Here is a 13209-nt window from a genome sequence, read left to right as displayed (position 1 = left end):
AGTCTAACTCCAGCCGCTGGTGAAGAGGCCATCGATTTACCTGAACTTTCGCCTAACGGTCGGCTCGGAAACTGAACACCCCACAACGACGGGAGACCCCCAATGAGCCAGTCCATCAAGGGCAAGCGCGTGGCCCTGCTGGTGACCGACGGATTCGAGCAGGTCGAGCTGACCGGGCCGAAGAAGGCCCTCGAAGACGCCGGCGCCATCGCCGAGATCGTGTCCGCCAGCACCGGCAAGGTCACCGGCTGGAACCACACCACCCCGGCCGACAGCTTCGCCGTCGACCGCACCTTCGACACCGCCCGCATCGACGACTACGACGCCCTGGTGCTGCCCGGCGGCGTGGTCAACGCCGACACCATCCGCCTGGACGAAATGGCCCAGGAACTGGTGCGCGACGCCGCTCGCGCCAACAAGCCCATTGCTGTGATCTGCCATGGCGCCTGGCTGCTGGCCAGCGCCGACCTGGTCAAGGGCAAGACCCTGACCAGTTGGCCCTCCCTCACCGACGACCTGAAGAACGCCGGTGCCAACTGGGTGGACGAGGAAGTGGTGGTCGACGGCAAACTGATCAGCAGCCGCAAGCCCGACGACCTCCCGGCCTTCAACCGCAAGCTGATCGAGGCCCTCGCGGCCTGAGCACGAGCGCCCGCCGGTAGCAGGATCGGCGGGCGCCTTCGGTTATAATCCCGCTCTTTTTCCGGAGAGCGACCCATGTCCCTGCCCAGCCTGCGCCTCAAAGCCAACGCCGATCGACGCCTGCGCGCCGGCCACCTGTGGGTCTACAGCAACGAGATCGACGTGGTCGCCACTCCGCTGAACGCCTTCCAGCCCGGCGACCAGGCCATCCTCGAAGCCGCTGGCGGCAAGCCCCTGGGCGTGGTCGCGCTGAGCCCGAACAACCTGATCTGCGCCCGCCTGGTGTCCCGCGACGTCAAGCACGTGCTGGACAAATCCCTGCTGGTGCACCGCCTCAACGTCGCCCTGAGCCTGCGCGAGCGCCTGTTCGACAAGCCCTTCTACCGCCTCGTATACGGCGACTCCGACCTGCTGCCGGGCCTGGTGGTGGACCGTTTCGGCGATCACGTCGTGGTGCAGCTGGCCTCCGCCGCCATGGAGCGCAACAGGGACGCTGTGCTGGATGCCCTGGTGCAGGTGCTCAAGCCCCGTGGCGTGCTGTGGAAGAACGACTCCGCCGCCCGTGACGCCGAGGGCCTGGAGCGCTACGTCGACACCGCTTTCGGCGTGGTGCCCGAGTGGGTCGCCCTGGAAGAGAACGGCGTGAAATTCGAAGCCCCTGTGCTGGAAGGCCAGAAGACCGGCTGGTTCTACGACCACCGCATGAACCGCGCGCGCCTGGCGCCCTATGTCAAAGGCAAGCGCGTGCTCGACCTGTTCAGCTACATCGGCGGCTGGGGCGTGCAGGCCGCGGCCTTCGGCGCCAGCGAAGTGTTCTGCGTCGATGCCTCCGGTTTCGCCCTCGACGGCGTCGAGCGCAACGCCACCCTCAACGGCGTGGCGGAGCAGGTCACCTGCGTGGAAGGCGATGTCTTCGAAGCCCTGAAGGAGCTGAAGGCCGCCGAAGAACGCTTCGACGTGGTCGTGGCCGACCCGCCCGCCTTCATCAAGCGCAAGAAGGACCTGAAGAACGGCGAGGCCGCCTACCGCCGCCTCAACGAACAGGCCATGCGCCTGCTCAACAAGGACGGCATCCTGGTCAGCGCCTCCTGCTCCATGCACCTGCCCGAGGACGACCTGCAGAACATCCTGCTCGGCAGCGCCCGCCACCTGGACCGCAACATCCAGTTGCTGGAACGCGGCGGCCAGGGCCCGGACCACCCGGTGCACCCGGCCATCCCGGAAACCCGCTACATCAAGAGCATTACCTGCCGCCTGCTGCCCAACAGCTGATGATCCGACCACGCCCCGGCCCGTGTGCCGGGGCGTCGTCATCCGCCTGCCGCATTCCCTTCACCAAAATTTCATCCCCTCCCGCTTCGCTGTCATTCCCCCGCAATCCGGCCACGCTGGTATAGACCACCGCGAGGCAAGCCAGCCGTCTGCATCGCATCGCTGCAACCACAACAATCAAGGATGCGTCATGACAACGATGAAACGCGCGGGGCGCCTGCTCGCCTTCGCAACCGCCTCGCTGCTCGCCTTGCAGGCCCAGGCCGGGGCCAACAAGGTGCTGTTCTTCGGCATCGACGGCTTCAAGGCCGATGCCATTCCCGCCGGCAACATGGTCAACCTCGAACAGCTGATCGCCAGCGGCGTGTACACCGACGGCGGCTGGTCGCCGGACACCTCCATGAGCGGCCCGGGCTGGTCGACCCTGTTCATGGGCGTCGAGCGCGACAAGCACGGCGTGCGCGACAACAACTTCACCGGGCAGAACTACGCCCAGTACCCGCACTTCCTCACCCTGCTGGAGCAGCGCAAGCCCCAGCTGGTCACCGCCTACGCCTACAACTGGTCGCCGCTGTACGCGCAGATGAAGCCCCAGGCCGACCTCAGGTTCGACGGCCCCGAGGCCAACGACCCGGTTCTCATCGCCCAGGCCGAGGACTGGCTGCGCAACCGCGCCGACCTCGATGTGCTCAGCGCGTACTACTACGGCGTCGACGAAGCCGGCCACAGCCATGGCTTCCATTCCGATACCCCGCAATACGTCCAGGCCATGGGCCAGGCCGACGCCGCCCTCGGCCGGCTGCTGCAAGCGATCAAGTCGCGCCCGACCTACGCCCAGGAGAACTGGCTGATCGTGGTCAGCACCGACCACGGCGGCACCAGCACCGGTCACGGCGCCAACCGCCCCGAGCATCGCAAGGTGGCCGTGGTGATGAGTGGCGCCGGCATCCCCGCCCTCGGCCGTAACCGACTGGCCACGCCGCTGCGCCAGGTGGACGTGGTGCCCACCCTGTTCGAGCACCTGGGCGTCTCCACCCAGGGCCTGGCCCTGGACGGCCGCTCGCGCCTGCACCCCGTGCCGCGCACCTTCGCCTTCGGCCAGAACCTCCTGGCCAACCCCGGCGCCGAGTACGGCGCGGCCCATACCGACCTGGCCTACGACCCGGACATCGCCGGCTGGACCAAGGGCGGCCTGCAGACGGTGATGCGCTACGGCGCCCGCAGCGAACTGCCGGCCGGCCAGGGCCAACTCTTCGTCGGCCAGGGCAAGGGCTCGCTGACCCAGCGCATCGCGCTGCCGCCCGAAGCCGCCGGTCGCCCCTTCCAGCTCGACGCCCTGCTCGGCGCCAGCGCCGGCAGCAGCCATGACGCCCGCGTGCTGGTGCGCTTCCACACCGCCGAGAAGCGCAGCTCGGTGTACTGGAACGACGACACCGGCTACTTCTTCGCCGGCGACCGCTACTACCGCTACAACTACCGCGACGACAAGGTCGACGCCGGTTATCCACAGCCCATAGCCGGCAACTGGATGGGCTTCGAAGGCTTCGAGGGCGGCGCGCGGGACATCGACGCCGGCTTCAACGCCGGCAACGGCAAGGTGTACTTCTTCAAGGGCACCCAGTACGTGCGCTTCGACATCGCCAGCGACCGCGTCGACCCCGGCTACCCCAAGCCCATCGCCAGCAACTGGGCGGGCCTGGAGCGCTTCACCGGCGGCGCCCGCGACATCGACGACGTGCTCGAAGTCAGCGGCTCCAGGCTCTACTTCTTCAAGGGCAGCCAGTACATCCGCTACAACCTGACCACCGGCGACAAGGCGGACAAGAACTACCCGCTGGACCTCTCCGGCGCCACCTGGTCGGGCGTGCAGCAGTGGCCCCTGGGCCTGGACGCGGCGGTCAAGCGCAACGCATCCATCGCCTACCTGTTCAACGGCGGCGAGTACGTGCGCTACAACCTGATCACCGACAAGGCCGAGAGCGGCTACCCACGCCCGGTGGATGGTGCCACCTGGCCGGGGCTCGATGGCTTCGTCGAGGCCGGCAGCGCCTTCGCCACGCCCTCCCTGGGCGCCGCCGAGCGCAACGGCCAGGCCCTGGCGCGCAACCTCTACGGCACGGTGCCGGCCGGGGCCACGTCGGTCGAGGTCGAGCTGCGCTTCGAGAAGGGCAGCGGCGCGGGTTTCCCCTTCGCCGATGAGCTGAACTTCCGCGTCGACTGACCGCTCGTCACCCAGGTGCGCGCCGACCGCTCGGCCCCCGGCCTTCCGCCCGGAGCGCACCTGGGATTAGAATCCCCGCTTCCCTGCCACACCCTCAGGCGGGCCAGTGAGCCCCGGCCGAGCGCGCGGTGATCCCGCGATGCCCTCACGCCACCTCCGGACGCGACGACCACATCCGTTTGCCAACGGCACCCACCGCGCTCACGATACGACCTATAACCTGATCAGCCTGCAGGACAGAAGACATGCCCGATTACCGCTCGAAGACCTCCACCCACGGCCGCAACATGGCCGGCGCCCGTGCCCTCTGGCGCGCCACCGGGATGAAGGACGAAGACTTCAAGAAGCCGATCATCGCCATCGCCAACTCCTTCACCCAGTTCGTGCCCGGCCACGTGCACCTGAAGGACCTGGGCCAGCTGGTCGCCCGCGAGATCGAGAAGCATGGTGGCGTGGCCAAGGAATTCAACACCATCGCCGTCGACGACGGCATCGCCATGGGCCACGACGGCATGCTCTATTCCCTGCCGAGCCGCGAGATCATCGCCGACTCCGTGGAATACATGGTCAACGCCCACTGCGCCGACGCCATCGTCTGCATCTCCAACTGCGACAAGATCACCCCCGGCATGCTGATGGCCGCCCTGCGCCTGAACATCCCCGTGGTGTTCGTCTCCGGCGGCCCGATGGAAGCCGGCAAGACCAAGCTGGCCAACCACGGCCTGGACCTGGTGGACGCCATGGTGGTGGCCGCCGACGACTCCTGCTCCGACGAGAAGGTCGCCGAGTACGAGCGCAGCGCCTGCCCCACCTGCGGTTCCTGCTCCGGCATGTTCACCGCCAACTCGATGAACTGCCTGACCGAGGCCCTGGGCCTGTCGCTGCCCGGCAACGGCTCCACCCTGGCCACCCACAGCGATCGCGAGCAGCTGTTCCTGCGTGCCGGCCGCCTGGCCGTCGAGCTGTGCCAGCGCTACTACGGCGAGGGCGACGAGTCCGTGCTGCCGCGCAACGTCGCCAGCTTCAAGGCCTTCGAGAACGCCATGACCCTGGACATCGCCATGGGCGGTTCCACCAACACCATCCTGCACCTGCTGGCCGCCGCCCAGGAGGCGGAGATCGCCTTCGACCTGCGCGACATCGATCGCCTGTCGCGCAAGGTGCCGCAGCTGTGCAAGGTGGCGCCGAACATCCAGAAGTACCACATGGAAGACGTGCACCGCGCCGGCGGCATCTTCAGCATCCTCGGCGAGCTGGCCCGTGGCGGCCTGCTGCACACCGACGTGCCCACCGTGCACAGCCCGAGCATGGCCGATGCCATCGCCCAGTGGGACATCACCCAGACCGATGACGAGAAGGTCCACACCTTCTTCAAGGCGGGCCCGGCCGGCATCCCGACCCAGGTCGCCTTCAGCCAGAGCACCCGCTGGGACACCCTGGACGACGACCGCGCCGAAGGCTGCATCCGCAGCGTCGAGCACGCCTACTCCCAGGAAGGCGGCCTGGCTGTGCTCTACGGCAACATCGCCCTCGACGGCTGCGTGGTGAAGACCGCCGGCGTGGACGAGTCCATCCACGTGTTCGAAGGCACCGCGAAGATCTTCGAAAGCCAGGACAGCGCCGTGAAGGGCATCCTCGCCGACGAAGTGAAGGCCGGCGACATCGTCATCATCCGCTACGAGGGCCCGAAAGGCGGCCCGGGCATGCAGGAAATGCTGTACCCCACCAGCTACCTGAAGTCCAAGGGCCTGGGCAAGCAATGCGCCCTGCTCACCGACGGCCGCTTCTCCGGCGGCACCTCGGGCCTGTCCATCGGCCACGCGTCCCCGGAAGCCGCCGCCGGTGGCGCCATCGGCCTGGTGCAGGACGGCGACAAGGTGCTGATCGACATCCCCAACCGCAGCATCAACCTGCTGGTCTCCGATGAAGAGCTGGCCACCCGCCGCGCCGCGCAGGACAAGAAAGGCTGGAAGCCCGCCGCCCCCCGCGCGCGCAAGGTGACCACCGCCCTCAAGGCCTACGCCCTGCTCGCCACCAGCGCCGACAAGGGCGCCGTGCGCAACAAGGCGATGCTGGAAGACCTGTAAGCGCTGCGAATAGAAAAGCCCGGCCTCGTGCCGGGCTTTTTATTGGGCGCTCGTCGGCTGTATCTACGCCCCGCACGCCCCGTAGGATGGCGTAGAGCGCAGCGAAACCCATCGCTGACCAGCACAACACATCCCGGTATACCTGTAGGGGCGACTTCAGTCGCCCAAGGCCGCGCAGCGGCCCCATGCGAGGCCAGAAGCGGGCGAACGAATTCGCCCCTACACAAACGCGTCCGCAGCAGGCGATTCGCGAGCAGAGCTCGCTCCTACGAAGCGCTCAACGCCCCTCGCCGCACTTGACCATTCAGGTAGAATCGCCGCTTTTTCGCCGGCCCCCACCATGACCACACTGGAAAACCCCTCCGCCCCCGAGTCCCGCAACGAGCTGGTCTACGGCCTCGACGACAAGCCGCGCCCGCTGGTGGCGCTGCTCGCCGCGCTGCAGCACCTGCTGGCGATCATCGTGCCCATCGTCACGCCCGGCCTGCTGATCTGCCAGGCCATCGGCGTCTCGGCGCGCGACACCAACCTGATCGTCTCCATGTCGCTGGTGATCTCGGGCATCGCCACCTTCGTCCAGTGCAAGCGCTTCGGCCCATTCGGCGCCGGGCTGCTGATCGTCCAGGGCACCAGCTTCAACTTCGTCGGCCCGCTGATCGCCGGCGGCGCGCTGATGGTCAAGCAGGGCACCCCGGTGGAAGCGGTGATGGCCGCCATCTTCGGCGTGGTGATCGCCGGCTCCTTCGTGGAGATGGGCATCTCGCGCATCCTGCCCTTCGTCAAACGCCTGATCACCCCGCTGGTGACCGGCATCGTGGTGCTGATGATCGGCCTGACCCTGATCAAGGTCGGCCTGATCAGCATGGGCGGCGGCTTCGGCGCCATGGCCAACGGCACCTTCGCCAACGGCGAGAACCTGCTGCTGTCCGGCACCGTGCTGGCGATCATCGTCGTACTCAACCGCATCCCCGTGGTGTGGATGCGCAGCTGCGCCATCGTCATCGCCCTGGCCGTGGGTTACCTCCTGGCCGGCTACCTGGGCCGCCTGGACTTCACCGGCATGCACCAGGCCGAACTGTTCCAGGTGCCGATGCCGCTGCACTTCGGCCTCGGCTTCTCATGGAGCCTGTTCGTCCCGATGCTGGTGATCTACCTGGTCACCTCGCTGGAAGCCATCGGCGACGTCACCGCCACCAGCAAGGTCTCGCGCCAGCCGGTGGAAGGCCCGCTGTGGATGCAGCGCATCAAGGGCGGCGTGCTGGTGAACGGCGCCAACTCGCTGCTGGCCGGCGTGTTCAACACCTTCCCCAGTTCGGTGTTCGCGCAGAACAACGGCGTGATCCAGCTCACCGGCATCGCCAGCCGCCACGTCGGCCTGTGGATCGCCGTGGTACTGGTGATCCTCGGCCTGTTCCCGGCGGTGGCCGGCGTGATCCAGGCCGTGCCCGAGCCGGTGCTCGGCGGCGCGGCCATGGTGATGTTCGGCGCGGTGGCCGCCTCGGGCATCAACATCCTTGCCGGCATCGAGCTGGACCGCCGCGCGCTGCTGATCATCGCCGTGTCCCTGGCCCTGGGCCTGGGCGTGTCGCAGGTGCCCGAGTTCCTCGCGCACATGCCGGCGGCGCTGCGCAACGTGCTGGAATCCGGTGTCGCCACCGGTGGCATCTGCGCACTGCTGCTGAACTGGTTCCTGCCGGAATCCCCGCGCACGCCCCAGTGATGCAGAATGGGCCTCGCATTCCCACGAGGCCCCTTCCATGACCCTGCGCATCGGCCTGATCGCCGACACCCACGGCCTGCTCCGGCCCCAGGCCCTGGCGGCCCTGGAAGGCTGCGACCACATCCTGCATGCCGGCGACATCGGCAAGCCCGAGATCCTCGACGCCCTGCGCCGCCTGGCACCCTTGACCGTGGTACGCGGCAACAACGACACCGAGCACTGGGCGCAACGCATCCCTCACGACGCCACCCTGCGCTCCGGCGGCACCTGCCTCTACCTGATCCACGACCAGGCGGACATCCCCGCCGACCTCGCCACGCGCGGCGTCGACGCCATCATCACCGGCCACTCCCACAAGCCATTGATCGCCCGCCGCGACGGCATCCTCCACATCAACCCGGGCAGCGCCGGGCCACGGCGCTTCAAGCTGCCGATATCGGTGGGGTTGCTGCTGATCGAGGACGGGCGAATCCGCGCGGAGCTGCGCGAGCTGGAAGTCTGAACGGGGTCTCGCCCGGCCCGCCTACGGGGTTGATCCGGGCGTAGGGTGGACGTCGCTTTTTACGTCCACCAAGGATGTTCCCGCCGGCTCAGCGCCGCTCCCACACCTGGAAGGCATAGGCGGGAGTGGTGTCGCTGGCCTCGTGCTCGATGCTGGAGGCCAGGTGCCAATCGGCATCCGGCACCTCGGGGAAGAAGGCATCGCCTTCCGGGGCCAGTTCCACGCGGGTCAGGTACAGGCGATCGCCATGCTCCAGGCCCTGGGTGTAGAGCTGGGCACCGCCGATCAGCATCACTTCCTCGGCGTCTTCCTCACGGGCCCAGGCTTCGGCGCGGGCCACGGCGTCTTCCAGGCTGGCGAACACCTCGGCGCCCTCCAGCTGCAGGCCGGCCTGGCGGCTGACCACCAGGTTGAGGCGACCCGGCAGCGGGCGGCCGAGGGAATCCCAGGTCTTGCGACCCATGATGATCGGCTTGCCCAGGGTCAGGGCCTTGAAGTGCTTGAGGTCCGCCGGCAGGTGCCAGGGCAGTTGGTTGTCGCGGCCGATCACGCGGTTCTGCGCGAGGGCGGCGATGAGGGCGAGGGGCAGGGTCTTTTTCATGGCGGCGAGAATACCAGAGCACGGCAGCCAGGCCAGCCGGCCTTTCTTTCTGCCTGTCGTGTCGGTCACGCCCGGCAACACTTGCCGCGCGGCGCACCACAAACCGTCATCTATCCTGCGGCAGGCTTGCGCTTTCCCCACCGCAAGGAGACGCCCCATGGCATCCACTTCTACCCTGCGGCATTGGCTGGCGGTCTGCAGCCTGACGTTGCCCCTCTGTTCGTTCGCCGCACCGGACCCGGTGCAATCCGCCATCGACTGGGCCGCCCAGCAGCCCCGCGCCACCCAGGGCCACGCCCAGGGCGAGGGCAAGCCGCTGGTGGTCGGCCATCGCGGCGCCAGCGGCTACGTGCCGGAGCACACCCTGGCCTCCTACGCCCTGGCCGCCCTGCAGGGCGCCGACTTCGTCGAGCCCGACCTGGTGATGACCCGCGACGGCCAGCTGGTGGCCCGCCACGACAACGAGCTGGGACTGACCACCGACGTCGGCAAGCACCCCGAGTTCGCCGACCGCAAGCGCACCCGGAACGTCGACGGCGTACCGCTCACCGGCTGGTTCAGCGAGGATTTCACCCTGGCCGAGCTGAAGACCCTCAAGGCCATCGAGCGCATCCCCCAGGTACGCCCGGGCAATGCGCGTCTGGACGGCGCCTTCGAGATCCCCACGCTGCAGGAGATCATCGACCTGGTGAAAAGCCTGCAACTCAGCCAGCAGCGCCGTATCGGCCTGTACATCGAGACCAAACACCCGACCCACTTCCAGCAGCTCGGCCTGGCCATGGAGAAGCCGCTGCTGCGCACCCTGCAGCGCAACGGCTACACCGACCGCCGCTCGGCGGTGTACATCCAGTCCTTCGAGGTGGACAACCTGCAGCGCATCGCCCGGCAGAGCAGCATCCGCCTGATCCAGCTCTACGGCGCCGGCCAGCCCTATGACCAGCAGGTGCTGGGCAGCGGCCTGACCTACGCCCGGATGGCCAGCGCCGCCGGCCTCAAGGCCGTGGCCCGCTACGCCGCCGGCGTGGGCCCGGACAAGAGCTACGTGATCCCCCGCGATGCCGCCGGCAACCTGGGCCAGCCCACGCGCTTCGTCGCCGATGCCCACGCCGCCGGGCTCAAGGTGCACCCCTACACCTTCCGCGCGGAGAACGCCTTCCTCCCCGCCAACCTGCGCAACGGCAGCGACCCGCAGGTGCGCGGCGACATCGAGGCGGAGATCAACGCCTTTCTCGATGCCGGCATCGACGGCCTGTTCATCGACCAGCCGGACATCGCCGTGCGCGTGAGGGCGCAACGGGCCGCCCCCTGACCGCCCCCAGCGACGCCCCGGCCCAGCGGCCGGGGTTCCACCCTCCTGCCGTTCAGCGGTTATGCTTCTGCCTCGTCCCACCGGAAGAGAACCCGCGTGACCGAGAGCCCGCCGCCCAACCTCACTCCCCTGCAACGCCTCTGGCTGACCGAAGCCGTGCGCCTGCGCGAAGAACATGCCGGCCCCCTGGAGGACGGCGAAGCCAACCGCCGCGCCAATGCCGCCGGCGGCGACCTCGCCCAGCGCATCCAGACCCGCGCCCTGTGGCTCGCCGAACGCGACGGCCAACTGGCTGCCCTGCTGCACTGGCTGCAAGGTGCACGCCTGGCATTCGCCGCGCTGCTGCTGGTGGCGCTTGCCACCGGCGCCACGCTGGCGGTGGCCGCCCTGGGCGACGGCCAGCGCCCGGTCAATGTGTTCTGGGCCCTGGGCAGCCTGCTCGGCCTGCACCTGCTGATGCTGCTCGGCTGGTTGTTGGGGCTGGTCTTCGGCGGCCACTCCAGCATCCTCGGCCGCCTCTGGTGGTGGCTCAGCACCAAGCTCGCCCGGGATGCCGCCGCCGCGCAGCTGGGCCCGGCACTGATGGTGCTGCTGCAACGCCGCCGCCTCGCCCGCTGGGGGCTGGGCACACTGGTCAACGGGCTCTGGAGCCTCAGCCTGGGCACCGCCCTGCTGTGCCTGCTGGCACTGCTGGCCACCCGGCGCTACGGCTTCGTCTGGGAAACCACCATCCTCGGCAGCGATACCTTCGTCACCCTGACCCAGGCCCTGGGCGCCCTGCCCGCCCTGCTCGGCTTCGCCCTGCCGGACGCCGGCACCATCCGCGCCAGCAGCGACGTGGTGGCCGCCGCCGATGCGCGCCAGGCCTGGTCCGGCTGGCTGCTGGGGGTGACCCTGGTCTACGGCCTGCTGCCCCGCCTGCTGCTGACGGCGCTGTGCCTGTGGCGCTGGCGCAGCGGCCGCGAGCGGCTCGACCTGGACCTCACCCTGCCCGGCTACGGCCTGCTGCGCGAGCGCTTGCAGCCGGCCAGCGAACGCCTCGGCGTGCTGGATGCCGATCCGGGCCTTTCGCCGCCCGGAACGACATCCGCCCTGCCGGAGAGCGGCAGTGGTGCGTTGCTGGTGGCCATCGAGCTGGACGACAGCCGCCCCTGGCCGCCCAGCCTGCCGCGCGGCGTGGGCGATGCCGGCATCCTCGACAGCCGCGAGCAACGCCAGCGCCTGCTGGAGCAGCTCACCCGCTTCCCCCCGCAACGCCTGGCCATCGCCTGCGACCCGCGCCGCTCGCCGGACCGCGGCACCCTGGCGCTGATCGGCGAACTGGCGCGCTGCGCCGCCGCCACGCGCATCTGGCTGCTGCCGGCCCCACCGGGCGCGGCGCTGGACAGCCTGCGCCTGGGCGAATGGCACCAGGCCCTCTCGCGCCTGGAGCTGGAGCATGCCGACAGCTCGCCCCTCGCCTGGCTGGAGAAGGGCCATGACTGACGCACTGAAACTGGCCGTGGTCGGCCACACCAACGTCGGCAAGACCTCGCTGCTGCGCACCCTGCTGCGCGACCGCGGCTTCGGCGAGGTGTCCCACCGCCCCAGCACCACCCGCCATGTCGAGGGCGCGCGCCTGTCGGTGGACGGCCAGCCGCTGCTGGAGCTCTACGACACCCCCGGCCTGGAAGACGCCATCGCGCTGCTGGATTACCTCGAACGCCTGGAGCGCCCCGGCGAGCGCCTAGACGGCCCGGCGCGGCTGGCACGCTTCCTCGACGGCAGCGAGGCGCGCCAGCGCTTCGAGCAGGAGGCCAAGGTGCTGCGCCAGCTGCTGGCCTCCGACGCCGGCCTCTACGTGATCGACGCCCGCGAGCCGGTGCTGGCCAAGTACCGCGACGAGCTGGCGGTGCTGGCCATGTGCGGCCGGCCGCTGCTGCCGGTGCTGAATTTCGTCGCGGTCGACGACCACCGCGAGGCCGAATGGCGCGAAGCCCTGGCCCGCCTGGGCCTGCATGCGCTGGTGCGCTTCGACAGCGTGGCGCCGCCGCTGGATGGCGAGCGCCGCCTCTACGAGAGCCTGGCCCTGCTGCTGGAACGGGCACGGCCACAACTGCAACGGCTGATCGAGGACCACGAGGCCCAGCGCGGCCTGCGCCAGCGGGCCGGGGCGCGACTGATCGCCGAGTTGCTGCTGGATGTCGCCGCCTGCCGGCGCAGCGTGGCGGCCGACGAGGCCAGCCTGGCCCGTGCCACCGAGGCCCTGCGCCAGCAGGTACGCGCCCGCGAGCAGGCCTGCGTCGACGCCCTGCTGCGCCTGCACGCCTTCCGCCCGGAAGATGCCGCCGCCGGAGACCTCCCTTTGCTGGATGGGCGCTGGGGCGACGACCTGTTCAACCCCGAGACCCTCAAGCAGCTCGGCGTGCGCCTGGGGGGCGGCATGGCGGCGGGGGCGGCCGCCGGCGCCGGCGTCGACCTGCTGGTGGGCGGCCTGACCCTGGGCGCGGCGGCAGCCCTGGGCGCCATCGCCGGCGGTGCCTGGCAGACCGTCGGCCACTACGGCGAACGCCTGCTGGGCAAGATCAGGGGCCAGCGCGAGCTGACCGTGGACGATGCCATCCTGCGCCTGCTCGCCCTGCGCCAGCGCCAGCTGCTGCAGGCCCTGGACGCACGCGGGCACGCCGCCGTAGACGCCATAAGGGTCGCGGCACCGGACGAGAAGCAATGGCGCCAGGGCAAGCTGCCCCCGGCCCTGGGCAAGGCGCGGGCGCACCCGGAATGGTCATCGCTGAACCCCGGGGCGGAGCTGGAGCAGGCGGAGCGGCAGGAACAGGTGAAGGCGCTGGCGGCGGAGCTGGGGTGATGGAGAGAGG

At 69.4% G+C, this 13209-nt stretch carries 10 protein-coding genes; 9 read left to right on the top strand and 1 reads right to left on the bottom strand.

Translation table 11 applies throughout. The annotated features are described in order from the left end of the window. Positions 1 to 102 precede the first annotated feature (102 nt). The 6 genes from PHLH3_RS01820 to PHLH3_RS01795 all read left to right on the top strand — a co-directional run bounded on the left by PHLH3_RS01820 (position 103) and on the right by PHLH3_RS01795 (position 8444). Positions 103 to 642 carry a type 1 glutamine amidotransferase domain-containing protein gene (locus PHLH3_RS01820; protein WP_213627871.1) on the top strand — a complete coding sequence of 180 codons (540 nt, stop codon included), beginning with the start codon at positions 103 to 105 and terminating at the stop codon, positions 640 to 642. 75 nt (positions 643 to 717) lie between these two features. Next, entirely contained in the window at positions 718 to 1914 is a 1197-nt protein-coding gene (locus PHLH3_RS01815; protein ID WP_213627869.1) for a class I SAM-dependent rRNA methyltransferase, read from the top strand. 190 nt (positions 1915 to 2104) lie between these two features. Continuing rightward, positions 2105 to 4135: a hemopexin repeat-containing protein gene (locus PHLH3_RS01810; RefSeq protein ID WP_213627867.1), complete on the top strand. Its 2031-nt coding sequence runs from the start codon at positions 2105 to 2107 to the stop codon at positions 4133 to 4135. 245 nt (positions 4136 to 4380) lie between these two features. After that, a complete protein-coding gene (gene ilvD, locus PHLH3_RS01805; protein ID WP_213627864.1) occupies positions 4381 to 6222 on the top strand; it encodes a dihydroxy-acid dehydratase in 1842 nt (613 codons plus the stop codon). Between the two features lie 340 nt (positions 6223 to 6562). After that, a complete protein-coding gene (locus tag PHLH3_RS01800) occupies positions 6563 to 7942 on the top strand; it encodes a uracil-xanthine permease family protein (RefSeq protein WP_213627862.1) in 1380 nt (459 codons plus the stop codon). A 43-nt stretch (positions 7943 to 7985) separates the two neighbouring features. Then, positions 7986 to 8444 carry a metallophosphoesterase family protein gene (locus tag PHLH3_RS01795; protein WP_244863047.1) on the top strand — a complete coding sequence of 153 codons (459 nt, stop codon included), beginning with the start codon at positions 7986 to 7988 and terminating at the stop codon, positions 8442 to 8444. 88 nt (positions 8445 to 8532) lie between these two features. Here PHLH3_RS01795 and PHLH3_RS01790 read toward each other — a convergent pair whose 3' ends face one another. After that, the gene (locus PHLH3_RS01790) at positions 8533 to 9045 is read right to left on the bottom strand and encodes a dihydrofolate reductase (RefSeq protein WP_173175153.1); all 513 of its coding nucleotides are present in this window, start codon (positions 9043 to 9045) and stop codon (positions 8533 to 8535) included. Positions 9046 to 9202: 157 nt separating this feature from the next. Between PHLH3_RS01790 and PHLH3_RS01785 the strand changes: the two genes are divergently transcribed. The 3 genes from PHLH3_RS01785 to PHLH3_RS01775 all read left to right on the top strand — a co-directional run bounded on the left by PHLH3_RS01785 (position 9203) and on the right by PHLH3_RS01775 (position 13199). Further along, positions 9203 to 10354: a glycerophosphodiester phosphodiesterase gene (locus PHLH3_RS01785; RefSeq protein ID WP_213627858.1), complete on the top strand. Its 1152-nt coding sequence runs from the start codon at positions 9203 to 9205 to the stop codon at positions 10352 to 10354. A gap of 96 nt (positions 10355 to 10450) precedes the next feature. After that, positions 10451 to 11839 (top strand): DUF2868 domain-containing protein, encoded by a 1389-nt coding sequence (locus tag PHLH3_RS01780; protein WP_213627856.1) that lies wholly within the window; start codon positions 10451 to 10453, stop codon positions 11837 to 11839. After that, the gene (locus PHLH3_RS01775) at positions 11832 to 13199 is read left to right on the top strand and encodes a GTPase/DUF3482 domain-containing protein (protein WP_213627854.1); all 1368 of its coding nucleotides are present in this window, start codon (positions 11832 to 11834) and stop codon (positions 13197 to 13199) included. Before PHLH3_RS01780 ends, PHLH3_RS01775 begins: the two co-directional genes overlap by 8 nt. The last annotated feature ends 10 nt before the right edge of the window (positions 13200 to 13209 follow it).

Source organism: Pseudomonas sp. Pc102 (genome assembly GCF_018408275.1).
GTDB lineage: Bacteria > Pseudomonadota > Gammaproteobacteria > Pseudomonadales > Pseudomonadaceae > Metapseudomonas > Metapseudomonas tohonis.
This window is presented reverse-complemented; position numbering and strand designations above follow the sequence as displayed.